The organism is Terrabacter sp. C0L_2, from assembly GCF_036352015.1.
In the GTDB taxonomy this organism is placed as follows: domain Bacteria; phylum Actinomycetota; class Actinomycetes; order Actinomycetales; family Dermatophilaceae; genus Terrabacter; species Terrabacter tumescens.
The window spans coordinates 2,002,234-2,023,343 of sequence record NZ_CP143557.1 but is presented as its reverse complement, the minus strand read 5'-3'; the positions used below and the strand labels follow the sequence as shown (position 1 = coordinate 2,023,343).

Annotated in this window: 18 protein-coding genes; 6 read left to right on the top strand and 12 right to left on the bottom strand. The window is 73.2% G+C overall.

Features of this window, described 5'->3' with window-relative positions; all coding sequences use genetic code 11:
• Positions 1–41: 41 nt before the first annotated feature.
• From U5C87_RS09405 to U5C87_RS09360, 10 genes are read right to left on the bottom strand one after another with little or no spacing between them, the layout of a single operon-like run.
• Entirely contained in the window at positions 42–1,646 is a 1,605-nt protein-coding gene (locus tag U5C87_RS09405) for an NADH-quinone oxidoreductase subunit N (RefSeq protein WP_330476314.1), read from the bottom strand.
• Positions 1,643–3,148 (bottom strand): complex I subunit 4 family protein, encoded by a 1,506-nt coding sequence (locus U5C87_RS09400; protein ID WP_330476313.1) that lies wholly within the window; start codon positions 3,146–3,148, stop codon positions 1,643–1,645. The genes U5C87_RS09405 and U5C87_RS09400 overlap by 4 nt, the downstream gene beginning before the upstream one ends.
• Positions 3,139–5,052: an NADH-quinone oxidoreductase subunit 5 family protein gene (locus tag U5C87_RS09395; RefSeq protein WP_330476312.1), complete on the bottom strand. Its 1,914-nt coding sequence runs from the start codon at positions 5,050–5,052 to the stop codon at positions 3,139–3,141. The genes U5C87_RS09400 and U5C87_RS09395 overlap by 10 nt, the downstream gene beginning before the upstream one ends.
• The gene (gene nuoK, locus U5C87_RS09390; RefSeq protein ID WP_330476311.1) at positions 5,049–5,387 is read right to left on the bottom strand and encodes an NADH-quinone oxidoreductase subunit NuoK; all 339 of its coding nucleotides are present in this window, start codon (positions 5,385–5,387) and stop codon (positions 5,049–5,051) included. The genes U5C87_RS09395 and nuoK overlap by 4 nt, the downstream gene beginning before the upstream one ends.
• Positions 5,384–6,010 carry an NADH-quinone oxidoreductase subunit J family protein gene (locus U5C87_RS09385; RefSeq protein ID WP_330476310.1) on the bottom strand — a complete coding sequence of 209 codons (627 nt, stop codon included), beginning with the start codon at positions 6,008–6,010 and terminating at the stop codon, positions 5,384–5,386. Before U5C87_RS09385 ends, nuoK begins: the two co-directional genes overlap by 4 nt.
• On the bottom strand, positions 6,007–6,906 hold the full coding sequence (locus U5C87_RS09380; RefSeq protein ID WP_330476309.1) for a NuoI/complex I 23 kDa subunit family protein: 900 nt from the start codon (positions 6,904–6,906) through the stop codon (positions 6,007–6,009). Before U5C87_RS09380 ends, U5C87_RS09385 begins: the two co-directional genes overlap by 4 nt.
• A 27-nt stretch (positions 6,907–6,933) precedes the next feature.
• Positions 6,934–7,902 (bottom strand): NADH-quinone oxidoreductase subunit NuoH, encoded by a 969-nt coding sequence (gene nuoH / locus U5C87_RS09375; RefSeq protein ID WP_330476308.1) that lies wholly within the window; start codon positions 7,900–7,902, stop codon positions 6,934–6,936.
• Positions 7,899–8,426 (bottom strand): NADH-quinone oxidoreductase subunit C, encoded by a 528-nt coding sequence (locus U5C87_RS09370; protein WP_330476307.1) that lies wholly within the window; start codon positions 8,424–8,426, stop codon positions 7,899–7,901. Before U5C87_RS09370 ends, nuoH begins: the two co-directional genes overlap by 4 nt.
• Positions 8,423–9,058, bottom strand: coding sequence for an NADH-quinone oxidoreductase subunit B (locus U5C87_RS09365; RefSeq protein WP_443082113.1), 636 nt, complete (start codon positions 9,056–9,058; stop codon positions 8,423–8,425). The genes U5C87_RS09370 and U5C87_RS09365 overlap by 4 nt, the downstream gene beginning before the upstream one ends.
• Positions 9,058–9,417, bottom strand: a complete 360-nt coding sequence (locus tag U5C87_RS09360; RefSeq protein WP_330476306.1) for an NADH-quinone oxidoreductase subunit A — start codon at positions 9,415–9,417, stop codon at positions 9,058–9,060. The genes U5C87_RS09365 and U5C87_RS09360 overlap by 1 nt, the downstream gene beginning before the upstream one ends.
• An 84-nt stretch (positions 9,418–9,501) precedes the next feature.
• On the opposite strand from U5C87_RS09360, the gene U5C87_RS09355 reads away from it, so the two are divergent.
• The 5 genes from U5C87_RS09355 to U5C87_RS09335 all read left to right on the top strand — a co-directional run bounded on the left by U5C87_RS09355 (position 9,502) and on the right by U5C87_RS09335 (position 16,770).
• Complete coding sequence (locus tag U5C87_RS09355; protein WP_330476305.1) at positions 9,502–11,049, top strand: hypothetical protein; 1,548 nt, start codon at positions 9,502–9,504, stop codon at positions 11,047–11,049.
• A gap of 164 nt (positions 11,050–11,213) precedes the next feature.
• Positions 11,214–13,112, top strand: coding sequence for a 2-oxoacid:acceptor oxidoreductase subunit alpha (locus U5C87_RS09350; RefSeq protein WP_330476304.1), 1,899 nt, complete (start codon positions 11,214–11,216; stop codon positions 13,110–13,112).
• A gap of 8 nt (positions 13,113–13,120) precedes the next feature.
• The gene (locus tag U5C87_RS09345; RefSeq protein WP_443082129.1) at positions 13,121–14,200 is read left to right on the top strand and encodes a 2-oxoacid:ferredoxin oxidoreductase subunit beta; all 1,080 of its coding nucleotides are present in this window, start codon (positions 13,121–13,123) and stop codon (positions 14,198–14,200) included.
• The gene (gene rarD, locus U5C87_RS09340) at positions 14,197–15,180 is read left to right on the top strand and encodes an EamA family transporter RarD (RefSeq protein WP_330476302.1); all 984 of its coding nucleotides are present in this window, start codon (positions 14,197–14,199) and stop codon (positions 15,178–15,180) included. The genes U5C87_RS09345 and rarD overlap by 4 nt, the downstream gene beginning before the upstream one ends.
• Positions 15,181–15,216: 36 nt before the next feature.
• Positions 15,217–16,770 carry an MFS transporter gene (locus U5C87_RS09335; RefSeq protein WP_330476301.1) on the top strand — a complete coding sequence of 518 codons (1,554 nt, stop codon included), beginning with the start codon at positions 15,217–15,219 and terminating at the stop codon, positions 16,768–16,770.
• A 29-nt stretch (positions 16,771–16,799) separates the two neighbouring features.
• Here U5C87_RS09335 and U5C87_RS09330 read toward each other — a convergent pair whose 3' ends face one another.
• Positions 16,800–18,536, bottom strand: a complete 1,737-nt coding sequence (locus U5C87_RS09330; RefSeq protein ID WP_330476300.1) for a sialidase family protein — start codon at positions 18,534–18,536, stop codon at positions 16,800–16,802.
• A 122-nt stretch (positions 18,537–18,658) separates the two neighbouring features.
• Here U5C87_RS09330 and U5C87_RS09325 point away from each other — a divergent pair, with 122 nt between their 5' ends.
• Positions 18,659–20,071 carry a class II fumarate hydratase gene (locus tag U5C87_RS09325; RefSeq protein WP_330476299.1) on the top strand — a complete coding sequence of 471 codons (1,413 nt, stop codon included), beginning with the start codon at positions 18,659–18,661 and terminating at the stop codon, positions 20,069–20,071.
• A gap of 37 nt (positions 20,072–20,108) precedes the next feature.
• Here the strand turns inward: U5C87_RS09325 and U5C87_RS09320 are convergent, their stop codons facing one another.
• Positions 20,109–20,954, bottom strand: coding sequence for a VOC family protein (locus tag U5C87_RS09320; RefSeq protein ID WP_330476298.1), 846 nt, complete (start codon positions 20,952–20,954; stop codon positions 20,109–20,111).
• Positions 20,955–21,110 lie beyond the last annotated feature (156 nt).

The window sequence follows — 21,110 nt, the reverse complement described above, 5'->3', positions numbered from 1 at the left end:
GCCAGCCGCTCGCGGCCGCCGGAGCAGGTGGTCAGCCGGTGTCAGCCGAGGAGACGCAGCAGCAGGTCCGGCTGGACGCTGACCACGACGAGGACGGCCGAGGCGAGCACGAGCCCGGCGACCACGACGGGCCGGCGCCCTGTCGTCGCTGCGACCGCGTGGTCCTCGCCGCCCGCAGTCGGACCGATCTCGGGCACCCGCTCGGTGATGACGGCCCGCAGCCAGCGGAGGTATACCGCGACACCGAGAACGGCGTTGGCCGCGGCGACGACCGCGAGCCAGACCCAGCCCTCGGCGACGACCGGCCGCAGCGCGGTGATCTTGCCGACGAGGCCGATGACACCGGGCGGGAGCCCGGCCAGTGAGGTCAGGGCGAGCACGAGGGCGCCGGCCCGCCACGGGCTGCGCTGCCAGAGCCCGTCGTAGTCCTTGATCGAGCGGCCGCGCCCGGGCCCGTCGCGCAGCGTGACGGCGACGACCGAGAAGGCGACGAGCGTCGCGACGACGTAGGTGAGCAGGTAGGTGGCCGAGGCCCCGACGCCGAGCGCGGAGATGCTGACGAGGGGCAGCACGACCCAACCGGCCTGCGCGACCGTCGACCACGCGAGCAGCCTCACGACGTCGTCCTGGCGCAGGGCCATCACGTTGCCGAGCGTCATGCTGAGCGAGGCCAGCAGCGCGATCGACAGCACGGCGGGGGTGCCGAGCACGGCGACCGCGCGCAGCACGACGAGCAGCGCTGCCAGCGCGGCGACCTTGGAGACCGTCGCGAGGAACGTCGCCACGGGCACCGACGAGCCGGCGTATGCCGTGGGCGTCCACGCGTGGAACGGCACGAGCGAGAGCTTGAAGCCGACACCCGCCACGATGAGGACCGTCGCGAGTGCCACGACCCCGCCCGAGACGGACGGGAAGACGACGGCGGTCGAGGCCTCCGAGATCGTCACCGACGCCGTGCCGGGTGCCGCGAAGGCGCCGCCCGACGACAGCGCCGCGTCCGGGGTCAGGAACGGGCTGCCCGTCCCGGCGAACCACAGGGCGACCCCGAGCACGAGCAGCGCGAAGGACACGAGCGAGGTGACGAGCAGCTGCGTCGCCCCCGCGACGGCGGAGCGCCGGCCGGAGAGCGCGACGAGGGCGATGACGGGCAGCGTCGCGAGCTCGAGCGCGACGAGCCACGTGCCGACGTCGCGGCTCGCGGCAACGACGACCGTACCGGCCAGCGCGGCGAGCAGCAGCACCGCCTCGACCGGCTCGCGGGTGCTGTCGTCGGGCCGCCGACGGCGGGTGCGCGGCCACGCCAGCGCGATGCAGACGACGGCCGCCACGGCGGCCGCGAGCTGGAGCGTGCTGCCGAGCGCGTCGGCCTGCCAGAGGCACCGCTGGGGCAGGCCTTCGACCGACGGGAGCGCACCTCGGGTGCTCGTGCCCCCGGTCAGGCAGAAGGTCTCGCGCGTCGACCCGCCGCCGAGCGCGAGCCCGGGCACGGTCGCGACCGCGGTCCCGAGCGCGGCGACGCCGGCGATCGCGTAGGGCAGCTGTCGCAGACGCGGGTTGACGAGGTCGGCGACGAGCACGAGCACGAGGCCCGCGACGGGCACCAGGGCCGGCAGGAGCGTGGCGTAGTCGATGGTCAGGCCCTTCACGGCGCAACCCCCAGACCGGCGAGCAGGCCGGAGGTCGAGGCGTGCGAGAGGCCGAGCAGCAGGTGAGGGAGCACGCCGAGCGCGACGATGACGGCGACGAGCGTCACGACGACGGCCCAGCGTGCGCCGTGGGCGTCGGCCACCGGCTCGGCCGCCGGCCCCTGAGCGGCCTCGCTGCCCTCCCCGGCCCACACGATGCGGGCGACGCGGAGGGAGTAGGCGGCCGCGAGCGCGAGGCCCACGGCACCGAGCACGACGCAGACGCGCAGGAGCGCGACGGGGCGGTCGGGCGCGGGCGACCACGCGGCATACAGCGCGAGGAACTCTCCCCAGAAGCTGACGAGGCCGGGGAGCCCGAGGGCGGCGGCGAGGCCGACGACGAGCGCCAGCCCGAAACGGGGAGCCTTGTCGCGCAGGGCGGCCCGCGCGACGTGGAGGTCGGACGAGCCCCACTGCTCCTTGAGGTCACCGACGACGAAGAAGAGCAGGGCCGCGACGACACCGTGGGCGATGTTGCCGAAGAGCGCCGCCTGGAGGCCCGTCTCGCTGCCGGACGCGATGGCGAGCGCGACGAAGCCCATGTGCGCGACGGAGCTGTAGGCGATGAGGCGCTTGAGGTCCCGCTCGACGAGGCAGGCCAGACCTCCCCAGAGGATCCCGACGACGCCGAGCAGGGCCAGGACCGGGCTCAGCTCGGCCACGCCCTTGGGCACGGTGGCCACGGCGAGACGGACGATGCCGTAGGTGCCCATCTTGAGCAGCACCGCCGCGAGCAGGACGGAGCCGGCCGTGGGCGCGATGGTGTGCGCCGAGGGCAGCCACGTGTGCAGCGGCCACAGCGGCACCTTGATGCCGAGGCCGAGCAGCAGCAGGGCGGCGATCGCGACCTGCAGCGACCGGGACAGGCCGGCGCCGTGGCGCTCGGCGAGGACGGTGAGGTCGCTCGTGCCCTGGTGGTGGACGAGGAAGAGGATGCCGACGAGCATCAGCGTCGAGCCGAGCACCGTGAAGAGCACGAAGCGCCCGGCCGCGTCGGCGCGGGTCTCGTCGGGGACGTGGTCGTCGCCGAAGCGGCGCACCAGCACCCACATCGGCACGAGGACGACCTCGAAGGCGATGAAGAAGAGGATCGCGTCGCGGGCCATGAAGGTCGCGAGCGCCCCGGTCTCGACGAGCAGGATGCAGCCGAGGAACGTCGAGCCGGTGCCGCCCCGGGGGATCGGACCGGTCAGGGCGTGCGCGACGACGGCGACGGTGAGCAGCGCCGTCAGCAGGACCAGGGCGGCCGAGATGCCGTCGACGCCGAAGTGCCAGCGCACGCCGAGCGAGCGGATCCACGGCACGTCCACCTCGTGGCGACCCCAGACCACGACGACGGCGAGCACCGCTGTCACGACGGTGGATCCGAGGGCGATGACGCGCTCGACCCTGGACTCGCCGGGGATGGCGATGCAGGCGATCGCCCCGAGCAGCGGCAGCAGGAGCATCAGGGTCAGCGCCATGCCGTCACCCCCAGGATCGCGACGACCACGACGCCCACGAGCAGGCTGAGCAGCGACAGCGACGGCACACCGCGATGGCCCCGCTCCCCCGCCCGGCCCGCGGCGCGAGCCACGACGGCGGTCGCGCGCGGGTAGGCGTCGACGACGTCGCGGTCGAGGGCGACGACGAGCCGCGCGACCGTGGTGACGGCCCGACCGACGGCGACGTATGCCGTGTCGACGCCGAAGCCGCGCACGGCGGGCTCGCGCACGCGGTCGGGGATGCGGTCGGCGACGTCGACCCGGCCGCGGTCGCTGAGGGACCACACGGCATACGCCCCGCCCGCGAGGAGCAGGAGCGAGAGCAGCGCGCTGAGGAGGCCGACATGGACGCCCCCGCGCAGGCTCGCGAGGAAGAGGGTGCCGACGACGGTGAGCGCCGCGAGGACCGAGACGACGAGCGCGGCGGACAGGGTGATCGTGGCGTGCCCGTGGGCGTGGACGCGCTCGACCACGGCGTCGTCGGCGCTGTCGGCGGTGGTCACGACGGCGACGTCCTCCTGGGCGACGACGGCAGGGGTGGTGTCGGGCAGCTCACCCGTCACTGCCACCGGCGTGTCGAGGAGCAGCCAGGCCCGGGTGCAGTAGGCGGCGGTCAGCACGACGGTGACGAAGAGCGCGACGACGACGAGCCAGGCGCGGAGGCCACCGCCAGCGGCGGCGCCCTCGAGGGCGGCGTCGATGACGGTGTCCTTGGTGAAGAAGCCGACGAGCGGCGGCACCCCGGCCAGCGCGGCGAGGCCGATGCCCATCGACCAGCGGAGCGCGCCCGTCGGGCGGAGCCGACCGCGCAGGGCCGCGATGGCCGTCCCGCCGGCGAGCACCGAGAGCCAGCCGGCGCCGAGGAAGAGCAGCGCCTTGAAGAACGCGTGGCCGAGCAGGTGCGAGATGCCGGCACCGGGACCGAGCTCGGCGGGCGCTGCCGCGAGCGCCGAGAGCATGATCGCGATCTGGCTGAGGGTGGAGTAGGCGAGCATCCGCTTGAGGTCGGTCTGGGCGAGCGCGAGCAGGGCGGCGTAGACCATCGTCACGGCCGCGAGGACCGCGAGCAGCGTTCGGGCCGTGTCGTTCTCGGCGTAGAGCGTGAAGAGGCGCGCGATGACGTAGGTGCCGGCCGCGACCATGGTCGCCGCGTGGATCAGGGCGGACGCCGGCGTCGGGCCCTCCATCGCGTCGGGCAGCCAGTCGTGGAAGGGGACCAGGCCCGACTTGCCCGCGACGCCGATGACGACGCCGACGAGACCGACGGTCAGCAGCGTGCCGTTGCCCGTCGCGGTGAGCACTGCCATGAGATCGGTGGAGCGGGCCCGCACCGAGAGCGCGACGATGCCCACGACCATGCCGATGTCGGCGACGCGGGTGACGAGGAACGCCTTGTAGGCCGCCCGCCTCGCCGCGGCGCGCTCGCTGTCGTGGCCGATGAGCAGCCACGAGCACCAGCCCATGATCTCCCAGCCGACGAGCATGAGCACGAGGTCGCCCGACTGGACGAGCAGCAGCATGCCGGTGGCGAAGAGCGAGACCGTGGCGGCGAACTGGCCGTAGCGCGCGTCGTCACGCAGATACCAGACCGTGAAGACCTGGATGCCGAGCACGACGAGCGCGACGACGAACGACACGAGCCCCGAGACCCGGTCGGACAGCAGGTGCAGCGGCACCGACAGGTCGCCGAGCGGCAGACCGCCGATGGTGTCGATGTCGGCCGAGCGCGACGGCGCGACCCACTGGATGAGCCCGAGCACCGCGACGTAGGCCGAGACCGAGATGGCGACGCCGGCCGCGACGGCCCGCCGGCGCCGGGCGAGCAGCCCCACGAGGGCCGCCAGCGCCGGGAGCACGACGATCATCCGCACGATCCAGCTCACGGGGCGCCCTCCCCCGTCGGCTCGGGCTCGTCGGACAGGTCGGGAACGGCGGTGAGGTCGATGTGGCCGGTGCGGCGGAACATCACGAGGATGATGGCGAGCGCCACCGTGATCTCGGCGGCCGCGATGGTGATGACTAAGAGCGTGATGACCGGGCCGGCCGAGAGCGGCGCACCCGGGCGCGAGCCGGCCGTGACGAGCAGCAGGTTGGCGGCGTTGAGGATGAGCTCGACCCCGATGAGCACGAGCACCGCGTTGCGCCGGGCCAGCACGCCGTAGACGCCGAGGCCGGCGAGCAGGGCCGCGAGGGCGGACGGGAGCGAGAGGTGGATCATCCGACCCTCTCCGTCCCGGGCTCGGAGATGGCCGCGGTGGGCGCGTTGGCGCGGTCGCCGTCGTCACGGCTGTCGGGCTGGTCGCGGTGGTCGGCGTCGTGGCGGTCGGCACCGTCGCGCCGCAGGACGATGCGCGACACCGCGAAGGCCCCGACGAGGGCGACGAGGAGCAGCACCGAGAGCAGCTCGAAGGGCCAGACCCACGTGCCGAAGATCGCCTGGGCGATCTGTGGCGTCGTCGTCGAGGGCCGGTCGAGGTCGGCGGTGGCGCCGGCGAAGAGCGGCAGCAGGAGCGAGGCGAGCAGCGCCGTCGTCGCGCCGCCGAGGACGGCCCCGGCGACCCGCTGCCAGCCCGGGGTGTCGATCTCGGCGTGCGGACCGATGGGCGCGCGCGTCAGCATCAGGGCGAAGAGGACGAGCACGACGATGGCGCCGACGTAGACGAGCAGCTGGACGAGGCCGACGAGCTCCTGCCCGAGCACGAGGTAGGCGCCGGCGAGCGACCCCAGCGAGACGAGCAGCCAGAGTGCCGCGTGGACGACGTGCTTCGTCGTCACCGACAGCAGCGCCGAGAGCGCCGTCACGGCGCCCACCGCGACGAAGACGATGTCGCGGGTGGTCACTCGCGACCCTCCTCGTCGGTGGGCTCGGTCGAGACGGTGGGCAGCACCTGCGTCGAGTCCCCGTGCGCCGCAGCCTGACCGGCGGCCTGCTCGGCCTCGGCCTCGTCGGCGGGTGGGGTGACGGGGGGCTGCTCGACGACGGGGAAGGCTGCCGTGCGCTCGACGGCGGGCATGACCCGCGTCTGCTCGGCGGCGGGCGTCGCCGGACGAGGCGTCGCGGCCGGTGCCGTCTCGGTGCTGGGCGCGGTCGCGGTGGACGGCGTCGCGTCAGTGGTGGGTGGGCTGGTCGTGCTGGCCGGAGCCGGCGCGGCCTCCTTGCGCACCCGGGTCGGGCGCGCTGCGGCGCCCGCCCCACGCGTACCACCAGCAGCGCCGGCCGCGCCGGCCGCCCGGGGAGGCTTGGCCGCGGCCGTGACCTCGGCGGGGTCGGCGCTGCCGGGGTCGAGGGCCGGCGGGGCGGGGACGGTGGCCATCCACGCGCCGAGCCGGTCCTTCTCGTGGAGCAGGTCGCGGATGTCGAGCTCGGCGTACTCGAACTCGGGGCTCCAGTGGAGCGCGTCGAACGGGCACACCTCGATGCAGATGCCGCAGTACATGCACAGCGAGAAGTCGATGGCGAAGCGGTCGAGGACGTTGCGCTGGCGCGCGCGCCCACCCGGCGTCGTCGGGGGCAGCTCCTCCTTGTGCGAGTCGATGTAGATGCACCAGTCGGGGCACTCGCGCGCACAGAGCATGCACGAGGTGCAGTTCTCCTCGGTGAGCGCGATGACGCCGCGCGACCGGGGAGGCAGCGCCGGCGAGACGTCGGGGTACTCGGCCGTGTGCGTGTGCCGGGTCAGCGACTTCGCCGTCGTCGCGAGTCCCTTGACGAGCCCGGGAAGGATGCCGTCACCCACGTCCGCCCACCTGCCTTCCGTTGAGGGTCATGAGGTCATCACCACGCCGACGGCGGTCAGGGCGAGCTGGAGCAGGGCGATCGGGACGAGCCAGACCCAGGCGAGGCGCTGGAGCTGGTCCTCACGCATGCGCGGCCACGACACGCGCAGCCAGATGACGACGACCGCGACGAGGAAGCCCTTGAGCAGGGTCCACAGCCAGCCGAGCCACTGCTCGAACGGGCCGGACCAGCCGCCGAGGTAGAGCACGGCGAAGAGCAGCGACATGACGACGATGCCGGCGTACTCGGCGAGCAGGAAGAGCGCGAAGCGGAGCCCGGTGTACTCGGTGAACGCGCCGAAGACGATCTCGGAGTCGGCGAGCGGCATGTCGAAGGGCGGCCGCTGCAGCTCCGCCAGCGCCGCGACGAGGAAGACGATGGCGCCGGGCATCTGCCAGAGCAGCCACCACGGCTTCCAGGCCTCGGCGATGGAGACGAGCGAGAGGCTGCCGGCGGCGAGCGCGACCGACGCCACGGCCAGCACCATCGGCAGCTCGTAGGACACGAGCTGGGCGGCCGCGCGCATCGCGCCGAGCAGGGAGTACTTGTTGGCCGAGGCCCAGCCGGCCATGAGCGTGCCGATGACCCCGACCCCGATGACGGCGAGGACGAGCACGACGCTCGCGTCGACGTCGGCCCCGACCACCGTCGGCGAGAGCGGGATGACGGCGAGCGCCACGAGGTAGGGGATCAGCGCGACGAACGGCGCGAGCCGGAACGCCCACCGGTCGGCCCGGGCCGGGGTGATGTCCTCCTTCTGGACGAACTTCACCCCGTCGGCGACGAGCTGCGCCCAGCCGTGGAAGCCACCGGCATACATCGGCCCGAGGCGGCCCTGCATGTGTGCCATGACCTTGTGCTCGGTCTGGCCGACGAGCAGCGGCAGCACGAGGAAGGCCGCGAGGACGGCGGCCGCGCGGACCACGACCTCGAGCCACGGCGGCAGGCCGCTCATCGCGGGCCCCACTCGGGGCCGGGCACACCGGGCGCCTGGACGCGGCGCCGGCCGGGCGCGCGGGCCGAGTCGTGGCCCTCCCCCGGCTCCTTGGCGCCGGGCCACGCCTTGGACGCGCGGGCGACCAGGACGAACGACTTGCGCAGGGGCGTGCCCTCGAAGCCCTCGGGCAGCAGGAGCGGTCGCAGGCCGAGGCCGGAGCCGTCGTCGAAGCCGTCGAACTCGATGCCGAACATCTCGTGGGTCTCGCGCTCGTGCCACGCCGCGCCCCGGAAGATCCCTGTCAGCGACGGGACGGGCAGCCCCTCGGGCGCCCGGGTGCGCAGCAGCACCGACCGCAGCGACCTCGGCTCGCGCGTGTCGAGCAGGTGGCAGACGACGTCGAAGCCGGCGTCGTCGCCCTCACGGTCGGTCTCGTCGACGGCCGTCAGCCAGTCGAAGTACGCGTAGCCCTCCTCGCGGAGCGAGAGCACCGTGCTCGCCCACTCCCCGAAGGGCACGTCGCGCACGTCGGTGACCCTCACGTGCCGTCCTCGGTCGGGGTCGTGCCACGGCGCAGGAGGGGACGACGGACGTCACCGGCGCTCCCGACGCGGGTGCCGGCATACCTCCCCTTGAGCTTCTGCGCCGAGAGGCGCTCGCTCGCGATCTGCTCCTGGAGGCGGATGATGCCGTGCAGCAGGGCCTCGGGGCGCGGCGGGCAGCCGGGGACGTAGACGTCGACGGGCACGATCTGGTCGACGCCCTTCGTCACGGAGTACGAGTCCCAGTAGGGACCGCCGGAGTTGGAGCAGGCGCCGAAGGAGATGACGTACTTCGGCTCGGGCATCTGGTCGTAGAGGCGGCGGATCGCCGGTGCCATCTTGTCGGTGACGGTGCCCGAGACGACCATGAGGTCGGCCTGGCGCGGGCCCGGCGCGAAGGGGATGACGCCGAGGCGGATGAAGTCGTGGCGGCCCATCGACGCGGCGATGAACTCGATGGCGCAGCAGGCGAGCCCGAAGTTGAAGACCCACAGCGAGTAGCGCCGGCCCCAGTTGAGCACCACCTTGATCGGCTTGGGTGCGTGGCCGCCCAGGACGCCCATCGAGGCGGGACCGACCGTCGGCATCGGCAGGCTGACCGGACGCGGCTGCTTGACGGGCTGCTCGCTCATCACACCCACCTCAGGAGGCCGCGGCGACCGGCGTGGGCGAGGCCCAGCACGATGACGCCGATGAAGACGCCCATCTCGACGAGGCTCGCCCGGCCGAGGTCGGCGTCGCGGATGACGGTGGCCCACGGGAAGAGGTAGACCGCGTCGACGGCGAAGACGACGTAGAGGAAGGAGAAGACGAAGTAGCGCACCTTCGTCTGCGCCCAGCCCTCGCCGACGGGGTCGACGCCGGACTCGTAGGTCGCGAGCTTGGCCGCGTGCGGGGCCCGCGGGGCCAGCAGCCGCCGCACGACCATGGCTGCCGTGACGAGCAGGACGCCCGCCCCCAGCACCGCTGCGACGGCCACGTACCCGGACATGACGGCCAGCCTATCCATGCCCGCACGCGAGTGGCGCGGAGTGGTCAGCCCCATCCCGGGAGACCGCGGGCTAGCCTGCAGCGCATGGTCGACAGGGGTGGACAGGACCAGGTGCATGCACCGGACTCGACGCGCGACGGGACGGGGGCCGCGCGCGCCGACGTCGGCGGCGTGCCCGACGACGTCGGCCGCATGCCCGACGACGTCCGCAGCGTCCCGGACGACGTCATCGAGCCGGACCAGCTGGCGTGGGACGCCGAGGTCGGCTCGAGCGGGCCGGCCAGCGGACCCGTCGTGCGGGCGTGGCTGCGGGCGCTGCCGGCATGGGTGCTCGGTGTCGTCCTCGTCACGGTGGCCACCGCGTGGCCGTGGCTGCTGCTCATGGGCTGGCTGCACCGGGGCGGTGCCTACTTCTGGTGGTTCGGCGTCGGGTGCCTGGTCGTCGTCGCCCTGACCTGGCTGCGCTTCCTGGACGAGCGGGTGCTGCGCGCCGTCCCCGGCATCCGCGGTCCCTCGGCGCAGCGCGAGCGCGAGCTCACCGCGGCCTTCGCCGCCGCAGGGGCCCCGCCGGCGACGGTCTGGCTCGGTCGGGTCGGCACCGACCGCACCCTCTGCCTCGCGACACCCACCCGGTGCCACGTCGTCGTGCCCCTCGAGCAGACGGTCGACGACGCGGCCCTCGCCGCCGATGCGGTGAAGCGACTGCGCACCTCCGCCCCGTGGCTGCGGCCGCTGGTCGTGGTCGCGAGGGCCGCGTGGCTCGGCCCGTTCACCCTGCTGCTGCAGACGGCGCTGCACCGCCTCGGCCTCGGCTCCGGCACCGTGCCCGGCGTCGGCGGGGACGCCCCCGAGCCGGGGCGCCTCGACGCGTCCGGCGCCGTCGACCCCGTCACGACGGCCGTCGCCTTCGTGTCCGCCGGCCTGACCGGCTACGCGACGGCCGGGGCCGTCGCCGCGCTCCTCGGCGAGGGCGACCGGCTATCGCTCAACAGCGGCAACCCCTGGGTCACGGTGCTGTCCTACCTCTTCTTCGCCGCGATGACGTGGATGGTCATCGCGGTGTGGCCCAAGACGTGGGCGCCGATCAGCGTCGACGGGGCCCGCTCGCGCGGCAAGGCGCCCCTGTGGCGCGAGACCAACGACCCGCGCGAGGCGCGACGCAACCGGGCCGTCATCGCCGGCCGACGCAGCCTCGTGCAGGTGTTCGGCGCCTTCGGCTCGTGGTTCGTCGCGTCGATGTGGCTCATGTGGGCCCCGCTCGGGCTCGCCGAGCGCTTCGGCTGGATCGAGCCGGCCACCACGCCGTTCCAGCTCGTCTACCTCGCGCTCGTCGTGCCGGGGCTCGCGCTGGGGATCTACGCGTTCCGCTCGGCGTGGGACCTCCAGCGCGGCAACCCCTTCTTCGTCCTGCTGTGGACCGCCGTCTACGTCGTGACGACCGGCCTGACGCCGCTGCTCGTGTGGTGCCTCGTGGCGGCGGGCGCCGTCGACGAGACCTCCGGTCCGGCCCTGCTCGTCGCCCACGTCGTCGTGGGCGGCGCCCTCGCCGGCGCGTTCGGCGCCCTCGGGCGCCACGTCCTGCAGCGCCGGGGCGTCGTCGTGACGGCGCGCGTCAGCCCGACGCGCTCCTGACCGACCGGGCAGCCAGCGCCGCCCCTCCCCGCCCGCCCGCGCCGCGTCGGTCCACGTTCTGGCAGGTGCACGAACTGCGAGCGTGAGCGACATAGCATGGAAGTTGTCCGCCGCACAGTGCTCCGGGCCGTGAATCGCATGGAAGTTCGAGGACGTCGCAGAGCATGAGCGCCAAACTGGTCCAGAAGCTCGATCGCGTGGTCATCCGATTCGCCGGGGACTCCGGCGACGGCATGCAGCTGACCGGCGACCGTTTCACGTCGCAGACGGCGCTGCTCGGCAACGACCTGTCGACCCTGCCCAACTTCCCTGCCGAGATCCGGGCGCCCCAGGGCACGCTGCCCGGCGTCTCGAGCTTCCAGCTGCACTTCGCGGACCACAACGTGCTGACGCCCGGTGACGCCCCCGACGTGCTCGTCGCGATGAACCCGGCGGCGCTCAAGGCCAACCTGCGCGACCTCCCCCGCGGCGCCGCGATCATCGTCAACACCGACGAGTTCACCAAGCGCAACCTCTCCAAGGTCGGCTACGCCGAGAGCCCGCTCGACGACGGCTCGCTGGAGAGCTACGACGTGCACCCCGTCGCCCTGACCTCGATCGCCGTCGAGGCGCTCGCGTCCTTCACCGACCTGACCCGCAAGGAGAAGGAGCGCGCGAAGAACATGTTCGCGCTCGGCCTGCTCTCGTGGCTCTACACGCGGCCGATGGAGGGCACCGAGGCGTTCCTCAAGGCGAAGTTCGCCGACAAGCCCGAGATCCTCGAGGCCAACCTCGCCGCCCTGCGCGCCGGCTTCAACTACGGCGAGACCACCGAGGACTTCGCCGTGGCCTACGAGGTCGCCCCGGCCACGATGCCGGCCGGCACGTACCGCAACGTCACGGGCAACGTCGCGCTCTCGCTCGGCCTCGTCGCCGCAGCGCACCGCGCGCACCTGCCCCTCTTCCTCGGCAGCTACCCCATCACCCCGGCCTCCGACATCCTGCACACCCTCGCCGGCCTCAAGCGCTACGGCGTCGCGACGATGCAGGCCGAGGACGAGATCGCCGGCGTCGGCGCCGCGCTCGGCGCGAGCTTCGGCGGGGCGCTCGGCGTCACGACGACCTCGGGCCCGGGCCTCGCGCTCAAGGCGGAGACCATCGGCCTGGCCGTGTCGCTCGAGCTGCCGCTCGTCGTCTGCGACATCCAGCGCGGTGGCCCCTCGACCGGGCTGCCGACCAAGACCGAGCAGGCCGACCTGCTCCAGGCGCTCTTCGGCCGCAACGGCGAGTCGCCGGTGGCCGTCGTGGCGCCCGCGACGCCGGCCGACTGCTTCGACATCGCCGTCGAGGCCGTGCGCATCGCGACGACCTACCGCACGCCGGTCATCGTCCTGTCCGACGGCTACCTCGCCAACGGCTCCGAGCCGTGGCGCCTGCCGCGCACGGCCGAGCTGCCCGACATCGCAGTCGAGTTCGCGACCGAGCCCAACGCGACCGACGACAAGGGCCAGCCGACCTTCCACCCCTACCTGCGCGACCCCGAGACCCTCGCGCGACCGTGGGCGATCCCCGGCACGCCCGGCCTCGAGCACCGCGTCGGCGGCATCGAGAAGGCCGACGTCACCGGCAACATCTCCTACGACCCCGACAACCACGACCACATGACGCGTCTGCGCCAGGCCAAGATCGACGGGATCGCCGACACCATCGGCCCGCTCGTCGTCGACGACCCGACCGACGACGCCGAGGTGCTCGTGCTCGGGTGGGGCTCGACGTTCGGTCCCATCGCCGCGGCCGTACGCCTGGCGCGGGCCACCGGCGCCCGCGTCGCCCAGGCGCACCTGCGCCACCTCAACCCGTTCCCCGCCAACACCGGCGAGGTGCTGCGCTCCTACCAGCGCGTCATCGTGCCGGAGATGAACCTCGGCCAGCTCGCGCTGCTGCTGCGCGCCAAGTACCTCGTCGACATCGAGTCGCACACGTCGGTGCGCGGCCTGCCGTTCCAGGCCGGCGAGCTCGCCGACGTCATCGCCGCCGCCGTGTCGTCCCTGTCGGACGAGCCCCTGAAGGAGGCCGCCAAGTGACCACCGACCTGCCAGTCCAGCTGGGTATGCCGTCCGCCGGGCCGGGTGCCACCGGCACCGCTGCCGTCCCGCGCCTCGCCGACGGCACGAGCCTGACGAAGAAGGACTTCACCTCCGACCAGGAGGTGCGCTGGTGCCCCGGGTGCGGCGACTACGCCATCCTCGCCGCCGTCCAGGGCTTCCTGCCCGAGCTCGGCCTCAAGCGCGAGAACATCGTCTTCGTCTCGGGCATCGGGTGCAGCTCGCGCTTCCCCTACTACCTCGACACCTACGGCATGCACTCGATCCACGGGCGCGCGCCGGCCATCGCGACCGGGCTCGCGGCGACGCGCGAGGACCTGTCGGTGTGGGTCGTGACCGGTGACGGCGACGCACTCTCGATCGGCGGCAACCACCTCATCCACGCCCTGCGCCGCAACGTCAACCTCAAGATCCTGCTCTTCAACAACGAGATCTACGGCCTGACCAAGGGGCAGTACTCCCCCACCTCGCACGTGGGCCAGGTGACGAAGTCGACCCCGCTCGGCTCGCTCGACACGCCGTTCAACCCGGTGTCGCTCGCGCTCGGCGCCGAGGCGAGCTTCGTCGCGCGCACCATGGACTCGGACCGCCAGCACCTGACCGGCGTGCTGCGTGCGGCCGCCGAGCACCGCGGGTCGGCCCTCGTGGAGATCTACCAGAACTGCCCGATCTTCAACGACGGCGTCTTCGACGTGCTCAAGGACCGCACCGAGGCCGCCGCCCGCATCCTGCACCTCACCGACGGCAAGGAGGTCGCGGCCGGTGACAACGTCGTCGTCCGCGACGACCGCGGGTCGCTTGCCGTCGTGCCGCGGACCGAAGCCGACCCGGCGCGCATCGTCCGCCACGACGTGACCGCGACCGACCCGTCGGCGGCCTTCGCGCTCTCGCGCCTCGACAGCCCCGACCTCGGCCACGTGCCGATGGGCATCTTCCGCAACGTGCAGCGCCCGACCTACGACGACTCCCTCCGCGAGCAGGTCGCCTCGGCCCGCACCGGCGAGGTCACCGACGCCGACATCGACGCCCTGCTCGCCGGCAGGGACACCTGGACCGTGGGGGCGTGACCGCCCGCGACACCGTCGAGGCGGCCCCGTCCACGGGTTCGACCGCACCACACGGCGAGGTCGGGCGCGGCACCCTGCTCGGCTTCGCGGCATACGGCCTCTGGGGGCTCTTCCCGCTCTACTTCGACGCGCTCAAGCCCGCCGGGCCGTGGGAGATCCTCGCCCACCGCATCCTCTGGACGCTGCTCTTCTGCGTCGTCGTGCTGCTCGTCGTCCGCGACCTCGGCTGGATCCGGCCGCTGCTGCGCCGGCCCCGGCTGCTCGCCGGCACCGCCGTCGCGGCCGTGCTCATCGCGGTCAACTGGGTCGTCTACGTCGCCGCCGTGACGTCGGGCAACACGTCCGAGGCGGCGCTCGGCTACTTCCTCAACCCGCTCGTCACGGTCGCGCTCGGCGTCGTCGTGCTCGGCGAGCGCCTCCGCGTGCTGCAGTGGGTGGCCGTCGCCATCGGTGTCGTCGCCGGCGTCTACCTCGGCGTCTCCGGCGGACGCGTGCCCTGGGTGGCGCTGACGCTCGCGGTGTCCTTCGCGCTCTACGGATTGACGAAGAAGAAGGTCGGGGTCAGCCTCGACGCGATCCACGGACTCACCGTCGAGACCGTCGTGCTCGCGCCGGTCGCGGTCGTGCTGCTCCTCGTCGTCGGCGCCCAGGGCGGGCTCGAGTTCGGGCGGCACGGCGGCATGCACACCTCCCTGCTCGTCCTGTCCGGGCTCGTGACCGCCGTCCCCCTGCTGTGCTTCGCCGCGGCGGCCCGTCGCATCCCGCTCGTGTCGATCGGGCTCATCCAGTTCATCACCCCGGTCATGCAGCTGCTGTGCGCGGTGCTCCTGCTCGACGAGCACATGCCGCGCGAGCGCTGGATCGGCTTCGGCATCGTCTGGGTCGCGCTCGTCGTGCTCACCGTCGACTCGCTCGTGAGCCTGCGCGGGGCGCGGGCGGCCCGACGCGAGGCCCTACCCGTGGACGACTGCCCGCGCTGAGGACCCTGGCGCCGCCGGCGGTGACAGACTGCCGAGGTGAGCGACATCGCCCTGGGCTCCCGCACCGGTCGGTTCGTCATCGCAGCCGCCGTGCTCGGCTCGGGCATGGCGCTGCTCGACGGGACCGTCGTCAACGTCGCGCTCGTGCGCATCGGCAAGGAGCTGGGCGCGAGCCTCGCGGACCTGCAGTGGATCACCAACGGCTACCTGCTCGCCCTCGCCTCGCTCATCCTGCTCGGCGGCTCGCTCGGTGACCGCTTCGGCCGGCGGCGCGTCTTCGTCATCGGCGTCGTGTGGTTCACCATCGCCTCCGCCGCCTGCGGTCTCGCGCAGTCTCCCGGCCAGCTCATCGTCGCGCGGGTGCTCCAGGGCGTCGGCGGGGCGCTGCTGACCCCCGGCAGCCTGTCGATGATCCAGGCCTCGTTCCGCCCGGACGACCGCGCCAAGGCCATCGGCACGTGGTCCGGCCTCGGCGGGATCGCCTCTGCCATCGGGCCGTTCGCCGGTGGGTGGCTCGTGCAGTACGCCAGCTGGCGGTGGGCCTTCCTCGTCAACGTCCCGCTCGGTGTCGCGACGGTGTGGATCGCGCAATTGCACGTCCCCGAGACCCGGGACGAGCAGGCCGACCACCGGTTCGACGTGGCCGGGGCCGCGCTGGCGACGCTCGCCCTCGGCATCACGACCTTCGCCCTGATCCAGCACGAGGCGCTCGGGGTGGGGCGCGCCGTCGCCGTGGGCGGGGTCGGGCTCGCCGTCGGCGCGGCCTTCGTCGTCGTCGAGCAGCGCACCTCGCACCCCATGGTGCAGCCCTCGCTGTTCGCCTCCCGGCAGTTCAGCGCCGCGAACGCCATGACGTTGCTCGTGTATGCCGCCCTCGGCGCGGTCTTCTTCTTCCTCACCCTCCAGGTGCAGACGGTGCTCGGCTACGGCCCGCTCGTCGCCGGCATGGCGTCCCTGCCCGTGACGGTGCTGATGCTGCTCTTCGCCGCCCGCGGTGGTGAGCTCGCGTCTCGCATCGGGCCGCGCCTGCCGATGACCGTCGGTCCCGTCGTGTGCGGCATCGGCACCCTCCTGCTGTCGGGCGTCGGCGCGGGCTCGACCTACTGGACCGGGATCCTGCCCGGAATCTCGGTCTTCGGCCTCGGCCTGACGCTGCTCGTCGCGCCGCTCACCGCCACGGTCCTCGCCGCCGCGCCCGACCGCTACGCCGGCGTCGCGAGCGGGGTCAACAACGCCGTCGCCCGAGCCGGCAGCCTCTTGGCCGTCGCGGCCCTCCCCGCCGTCGTGGGACTCAGTGGCTCGGACTACGCCGTCCCCGAGGCGTTCGCGTCGGCCTACCGGACCGCGATGCTCATCTGCGCCGTGCTGCTCGTCGCCGGCGGCGCCGTCTCGTGGCTGCTCATCCGCAACCCCGAGCGCGCCGGTGAGACCGCGGCCGAGCGGGAGCGCGCGGCTGTCGACCACGCGGCCACACGGCACACGCGTTCGGTCCCGGCCGGGTGGTCGTGCGCGGGCTCCGAGGGGTGCCCGGGCACGAGCCACACCGGCGGCGACGACCTCCCCGCCGGCGAGGTGCCGGCCGGGCGCTGAAGCGCGTCAGCGCCCGGCCCAAGGATCGGTCACGGTGTCGGGTCGGCCCACCTGCCACCCCGGATGTCGCTGTTGCCGAAGGCTGCCGGGCAGTCGACGAGCACGTTCGGCGGCCCCGACGGCGTGCTCGTGTAGAGCGACGCGCGGTAGGCGTCGATCGCCGGGCAGTCCGACGCGGCCGAGGCGTCGTTCCAGACGCCCACGACGTGGTCGCGGGTCGCGGCGGCGTAGACGTAGTCGCCGAGGAACTCGGCCGTCAGGCCGTTCTGGCTCGTGCCGCGCGGGTCACCGACCGCACTCCGGTCGAGCGAGGCCCAGCCGGTCGGCACGCCTGCCACGACGTCCGCGTGCCACATCTGGCCGACAAGGCCCCGGGGGTCGGTCGTGTTGTCCCGGTAGGGCGTCGTGAAGGCGTTGTCGACGACGTAGAGGTCGGTGCCGTCGGGCGAGAGTGCCGGTGCGGTGTAGACCGGGCGGTCCCCGGCCGGGAGCGGGAGCACGGCCGGCTCCGTCCAGGCAGCCCCGCCGTTCGTGGAGGTCGTCCACATCAGCTGCTCGTGGTCGAGGCCGCCGGCACGGTCGGCCCAGGTCATGACGATCTGGTCGGTGGCGTCGGCGCCGGTCGGGGCGCCATTGGCGATGTCGACGCTGGGGCCGGCGGCCAGGTCGACCCGCGCGCCCGCGATGCCGTCCATCGTCGGGCGGCCGAGCACGGGGTCGTTCTTGCCGGGTGCAGTGACCGTGGCGACCAGCGCCGGGCCGGTCCAGTGGGCGCCGCCGTCGGTCGAGCGGTACATCATCTGGAACTGCTGCCGGTTGCGGGTGCCGATACCGAAGACGTAGACGTTGCCGTGGCTGTCGGTGCGGACGGTGCACCCGTCCGGCTGCGAGCTGATCCCGTTGTCGGTGGCCGGACCGACCTGCTTGCTGGTCCACGTCGCCCCACCGTCGGTCGACCGGGCGACGTTGAGCGGGGTCGGCAGGGCCTGGCCACGGCTGTTGCTGCGGAAGGACGCCCAGCAGATGTAGACGTTGCCGAAGAAGGGGCTCGACGCGGCGTTGTCGGCCCAGACCTGCTCCTTGTCGGAGAAGGTCGTCGACGACTGCTTCGAGACCAGGACCGGGCTCTGCCACGCGGTGGCGTCACCCGCAGCGGCGGCCCGGGGGTTGTCGGTCCTCGACAGCGCGATCGCCTCGAAACCCTTGAAGCTCGCGGACTCCTTGTCGGCCGAGACGTTCGAGGTGAGGTTGGCGTAGTAGAGACGCGAGCCGTTGGCCCAGGAGAAGGACCCGTCGGAGCCCGGCCGCGGTCCGAAGGCGAGCGCCGGGTCACCGTCGGAGACGAGCCCCATCTCGGCGTAGCCCGGCAGCGTGCCGATCGGACCGGTGTGCGCGGTGCAGGCCGAAGGCCCGGTGCAGTCGCGGGCCGTCAGGCCGGTGTAGGTCGGCTGCGTCCACCCACCGCCGTCGAAGGAGAAGTACACCCCGCTCACCCCGACGCCGTCCGTGAACGGACACGTCGTCGGGTCGCCTGCTGCGCACGACTCCTCGTCGATCTCGTCGTTGGCGCCGGCCACGACGACGCCGGGGTCGTGGGCATCGATCGCGACGGCGGGCTCGTTCTGCTTGTTCTGCGAGAACGGCGTCGACGGGCTGCCCACCGACACGAGCGTGTCCGGCGGAGGGGCCGCGACCGCGACCGCGGCTCCGGCGAAGGCGGTCGCGATGGACGCGAGGACGGCAGTGACGACGTGGCGGTGAGCCATGACCTCTCCTTCGGTGCTCGACAGATGGTGCGTCGGCGCCCGCACCGTCCAGCGTCCTCCCAGCACACGGCATACGACAAGGGTTTGGGTGCAACCGCAGGCCCAGTGGGGATGATGAGGACATGAGCAGCGACGCGGCGCAGGGATTCCGGACCGAGCACGACTCGATGGGCGAGGTGCAGGTGCCCGCCGACGCGCTGTGGGGCGCGCAGACGGCGCGCGCCGTCGAGAACTTCCCGATCAGCGGGCAGCCGGTGCCGCCGGGCGTCATCCACGCGCTCGCCCGGCTCAAGGCCGCGGCCGCCGAGGTCAACGCCGAGCTCGGCGTGCTCGACGCGGACCGTGCCGGCGCCATCGCCGCGGCTGCGGGCGAGGTCGCGGACGGCGAGCACGACGAGGAGTTCCCGGTCGACGTCTTCCAGACCGGCTCGGGCACGTCGACGAACATGAACGTCAACGAGGTCGTCGCCCGGCTCGCGCACCTCGCGAGCGACCTCGAGGTGCACCCCAACGACCACGTCAACGCCGGCCAGTCGAGCAACGACACCTTCCCGAGCGCGCTGCGCATCGCGGCGACCTCGGCCGCCGTGCTCGAGCTCGTGCCGGCGCTCGAGCACCTCGCGCTCGCCCTGGCCCGCAAGGAGTCGGAGCTCGCCGACGTCGTCAAGGCCGGCCGCACCCACCTCATGGACGCCGTGCCCGTGACGCTCGGCCAGGAGTTCGGCGGCTACCGACGCCAGGTCGAGCTCGGCGCCAGCCGGGTGCGAACCGCGGCCGAGGCCACGAGCGAGCTGCCCCTCGGCGGCACGGCCGCGGGCACGGGCCTCAACGCGGCACCGGGCTTCGCGCGCAAGGTGATCGAGCGCGTCTCGGGCATCACCGGCATCCCGTTCCGCGAGGCGGCGAACCACTTCGAGGCGCAGTCGGCGCAGGACGCCGTCGTCGAGCTGTCGGGCGCGCTCAAGGTCGTGGCCGTGAGCCTGACGAAGATCTGCAACGACCTGCGCTGGATGAGCTCCGGGCCGCGCACCGGCCTCGGCGAGATCCACCTGCCCGACCTGCAGCCCGGCTCGAGCATCATGCCGGGCAAGGTCAACCCCGTCGTGCCCGAGGCGACCCTCATGGCCTGCGCCCAGGTCATCGGCAACGACGTCGTCATCACCACGGCGGGGGCCGCCGGCAACTTCGAGCTCAACGTCATGCTGCCGGTCATGGCCAAGAACATCTTGGAGTCGACCCGGCTCCTCGCCTCGACGAGCCGGCTGCTCGCCGACCGGTGCATCGACGGCATCACCGCCGAGGTCGAGCATGCCCGCGCGCTCGCCGAGGGCTCGCCGTCGATCGTCACGCCCCTCAACCGCTACATCGGCTACGAAGCCGCCGCCGCCGTCGTCAAGCAGGCGGTCAAGGAGCGCCGGAGCATCCGCGAGGTCGTCATCGAGCAGGGTCACGTCGCCGACGGCAGGCTGACGGAGCAGCAGCTCGACGAGGCGCTCGACGTCCTGTCGATGACCCGGCCAGCGGCCGAGTCCTGACGCGCCGTCGACCCGGCAGTCCGGCCAGGACCGCTGGTCAGCCGAGGAACTGGCTCGCGGTGAAGACGGCGCCCTGCGGGTCGCGGACCACGACGGTGCGCGTCCAGTCGCTGTCACCCGTGCGCACGACGGAGCCACCGAGGCGCACGACGCGGTCGGCGGCCTCGTCACGGTCGGCCACCGTGAAGGTGACGTGCCACCCGGGCTCGTCGCCCGGAGCGACCGGCACGACCCAGCCGATGGCATCGGCGAAACCGGGCGGTGCGCCGGCGTCCGCCTGCCGCTCCCGGATCTCGGGGTCCAGGGTCGCAGCCAGGTGGTCGCCGTAGCCCGGCACCTGGATCATCGTGGCGAAGCCGACGTCGGCGAACACCCAGCCGAACGCCTGCTCGTAGAAGCGCCGAGTGACCTCGGGCTCGTCGGTCTGCAGGTCGCTGAAGTTCCACGCCCCGGGCACGTTGGCCACCTGCGCGCCGAGGCGCCGGCGCGCCTCCCACAGCCGCAGCTCGAGCCCCTGCGGGTCGCGCACGACGACGGACCGTCCGCCCTCCCCCGCCGGGGTGGGCAGCTGCACCAGCGCTCCCCCGAGCTGCTCGACGCGCTCGGCCATGGCGTCCGCGTCGCCGACGGCGACGTAGGTGTGCCATCGCGCCGGGCCGCCGGCGGGGACCCCGACGGGCGCCGTGGAGGGGCCGCCGAGACCGCAGACGTCCAGCCCGTCCCGCTGGGCGATGACATAGCGGAACGGCACGCCCGACGGGGTCGCCTCGCTGAACGTCCAGCCGAAGAGGCCTCCGTAGAAGTCGAGCGCCGCGTCAAGGTCGCCCTGCTCGGTGTCGACCCACGAGGTGACGCCCTCGGGATAGGTCCTCGGCTGTGCCACGGCGGCCTCCTGGGGTCTGGCGTCTCCCTCCCACGGTAGGCCGGTTCGTCGCCTCTCGGGTCTGGTGTCGGACGATGACCCTCGCCGACGTCGACGCCCACCTGCGGACGCTCTACGGGGTGCCATGTCTCGGGTGACGCCGACGCGGTCAGGGAC

Bases quoted from the DNA above. Each gene is read 5' to 3' on its own strand.
- U5C87_RS09400 (WP_330476313.1), bottom strand. From the start codon at position 3,148: ATGGCGCTGACCCTGATGCTCCTGCTGCCGCTGCTCGGGGCGATCGCC.
- nuoK (WP_330476311.1), bottom strand. From the start codon at position 5,387: ATGATCCACCTCTCGCTCCCGTCCGCCCTCGCGGCCCTGCTCGCCGGC.
- nuoH (WP_330476308.1), bottom strand. From the start codon at position 7,902: ATGAGCGGCCTGCCGCCGTGGCTCGAGGTCGTGGTCCGCGCGGCCGCC.
- U5C87_RS09365 (WP_443082113.1), bottom strand. From the start codon at position 9,058: ATGAGCGAGCAGCCCGTCAAGCAGCCGCGTCCGGTCAGCCTGCCGATG.
- U5C87_RS09360 (WP_330476306.1), bottom strand. From the start codon at position 9,417: ATGTCCGGGTACGTGGCCGTCGCAGCGGTGCTGGGGGCGGGCGTCCTG.
- U5C87_RS09355 (WP_330476305.1), top strand. From the start codon at position 9,502: ATGGTCGACAGGGGTGGACAGGACCAGGTGCATGCACCGGACTCGACG.
- U5C87_RS09350 (WP_330476304.1), top strand. From the start codon at position 11,214: ATGAGCGCCAAACTGGTCCAGAAGCTCGATCGCGTGGTCATCCGATTC.
- U5C87_RS09330 (WP_330476300.1), bottom strand. From the start codon at position 18,536: ATGGCTCACCGCCACGTCGTCACTGCCGTCCTCGCGTCCATCGCGACC.
- U5C87_RS09325 (WP_330476299.1), top strand. From the start codon at position 18,659: ATGAGCAGCGACGCGGCGCAGGGATTCCGGACCGAGCACGACTCGATG.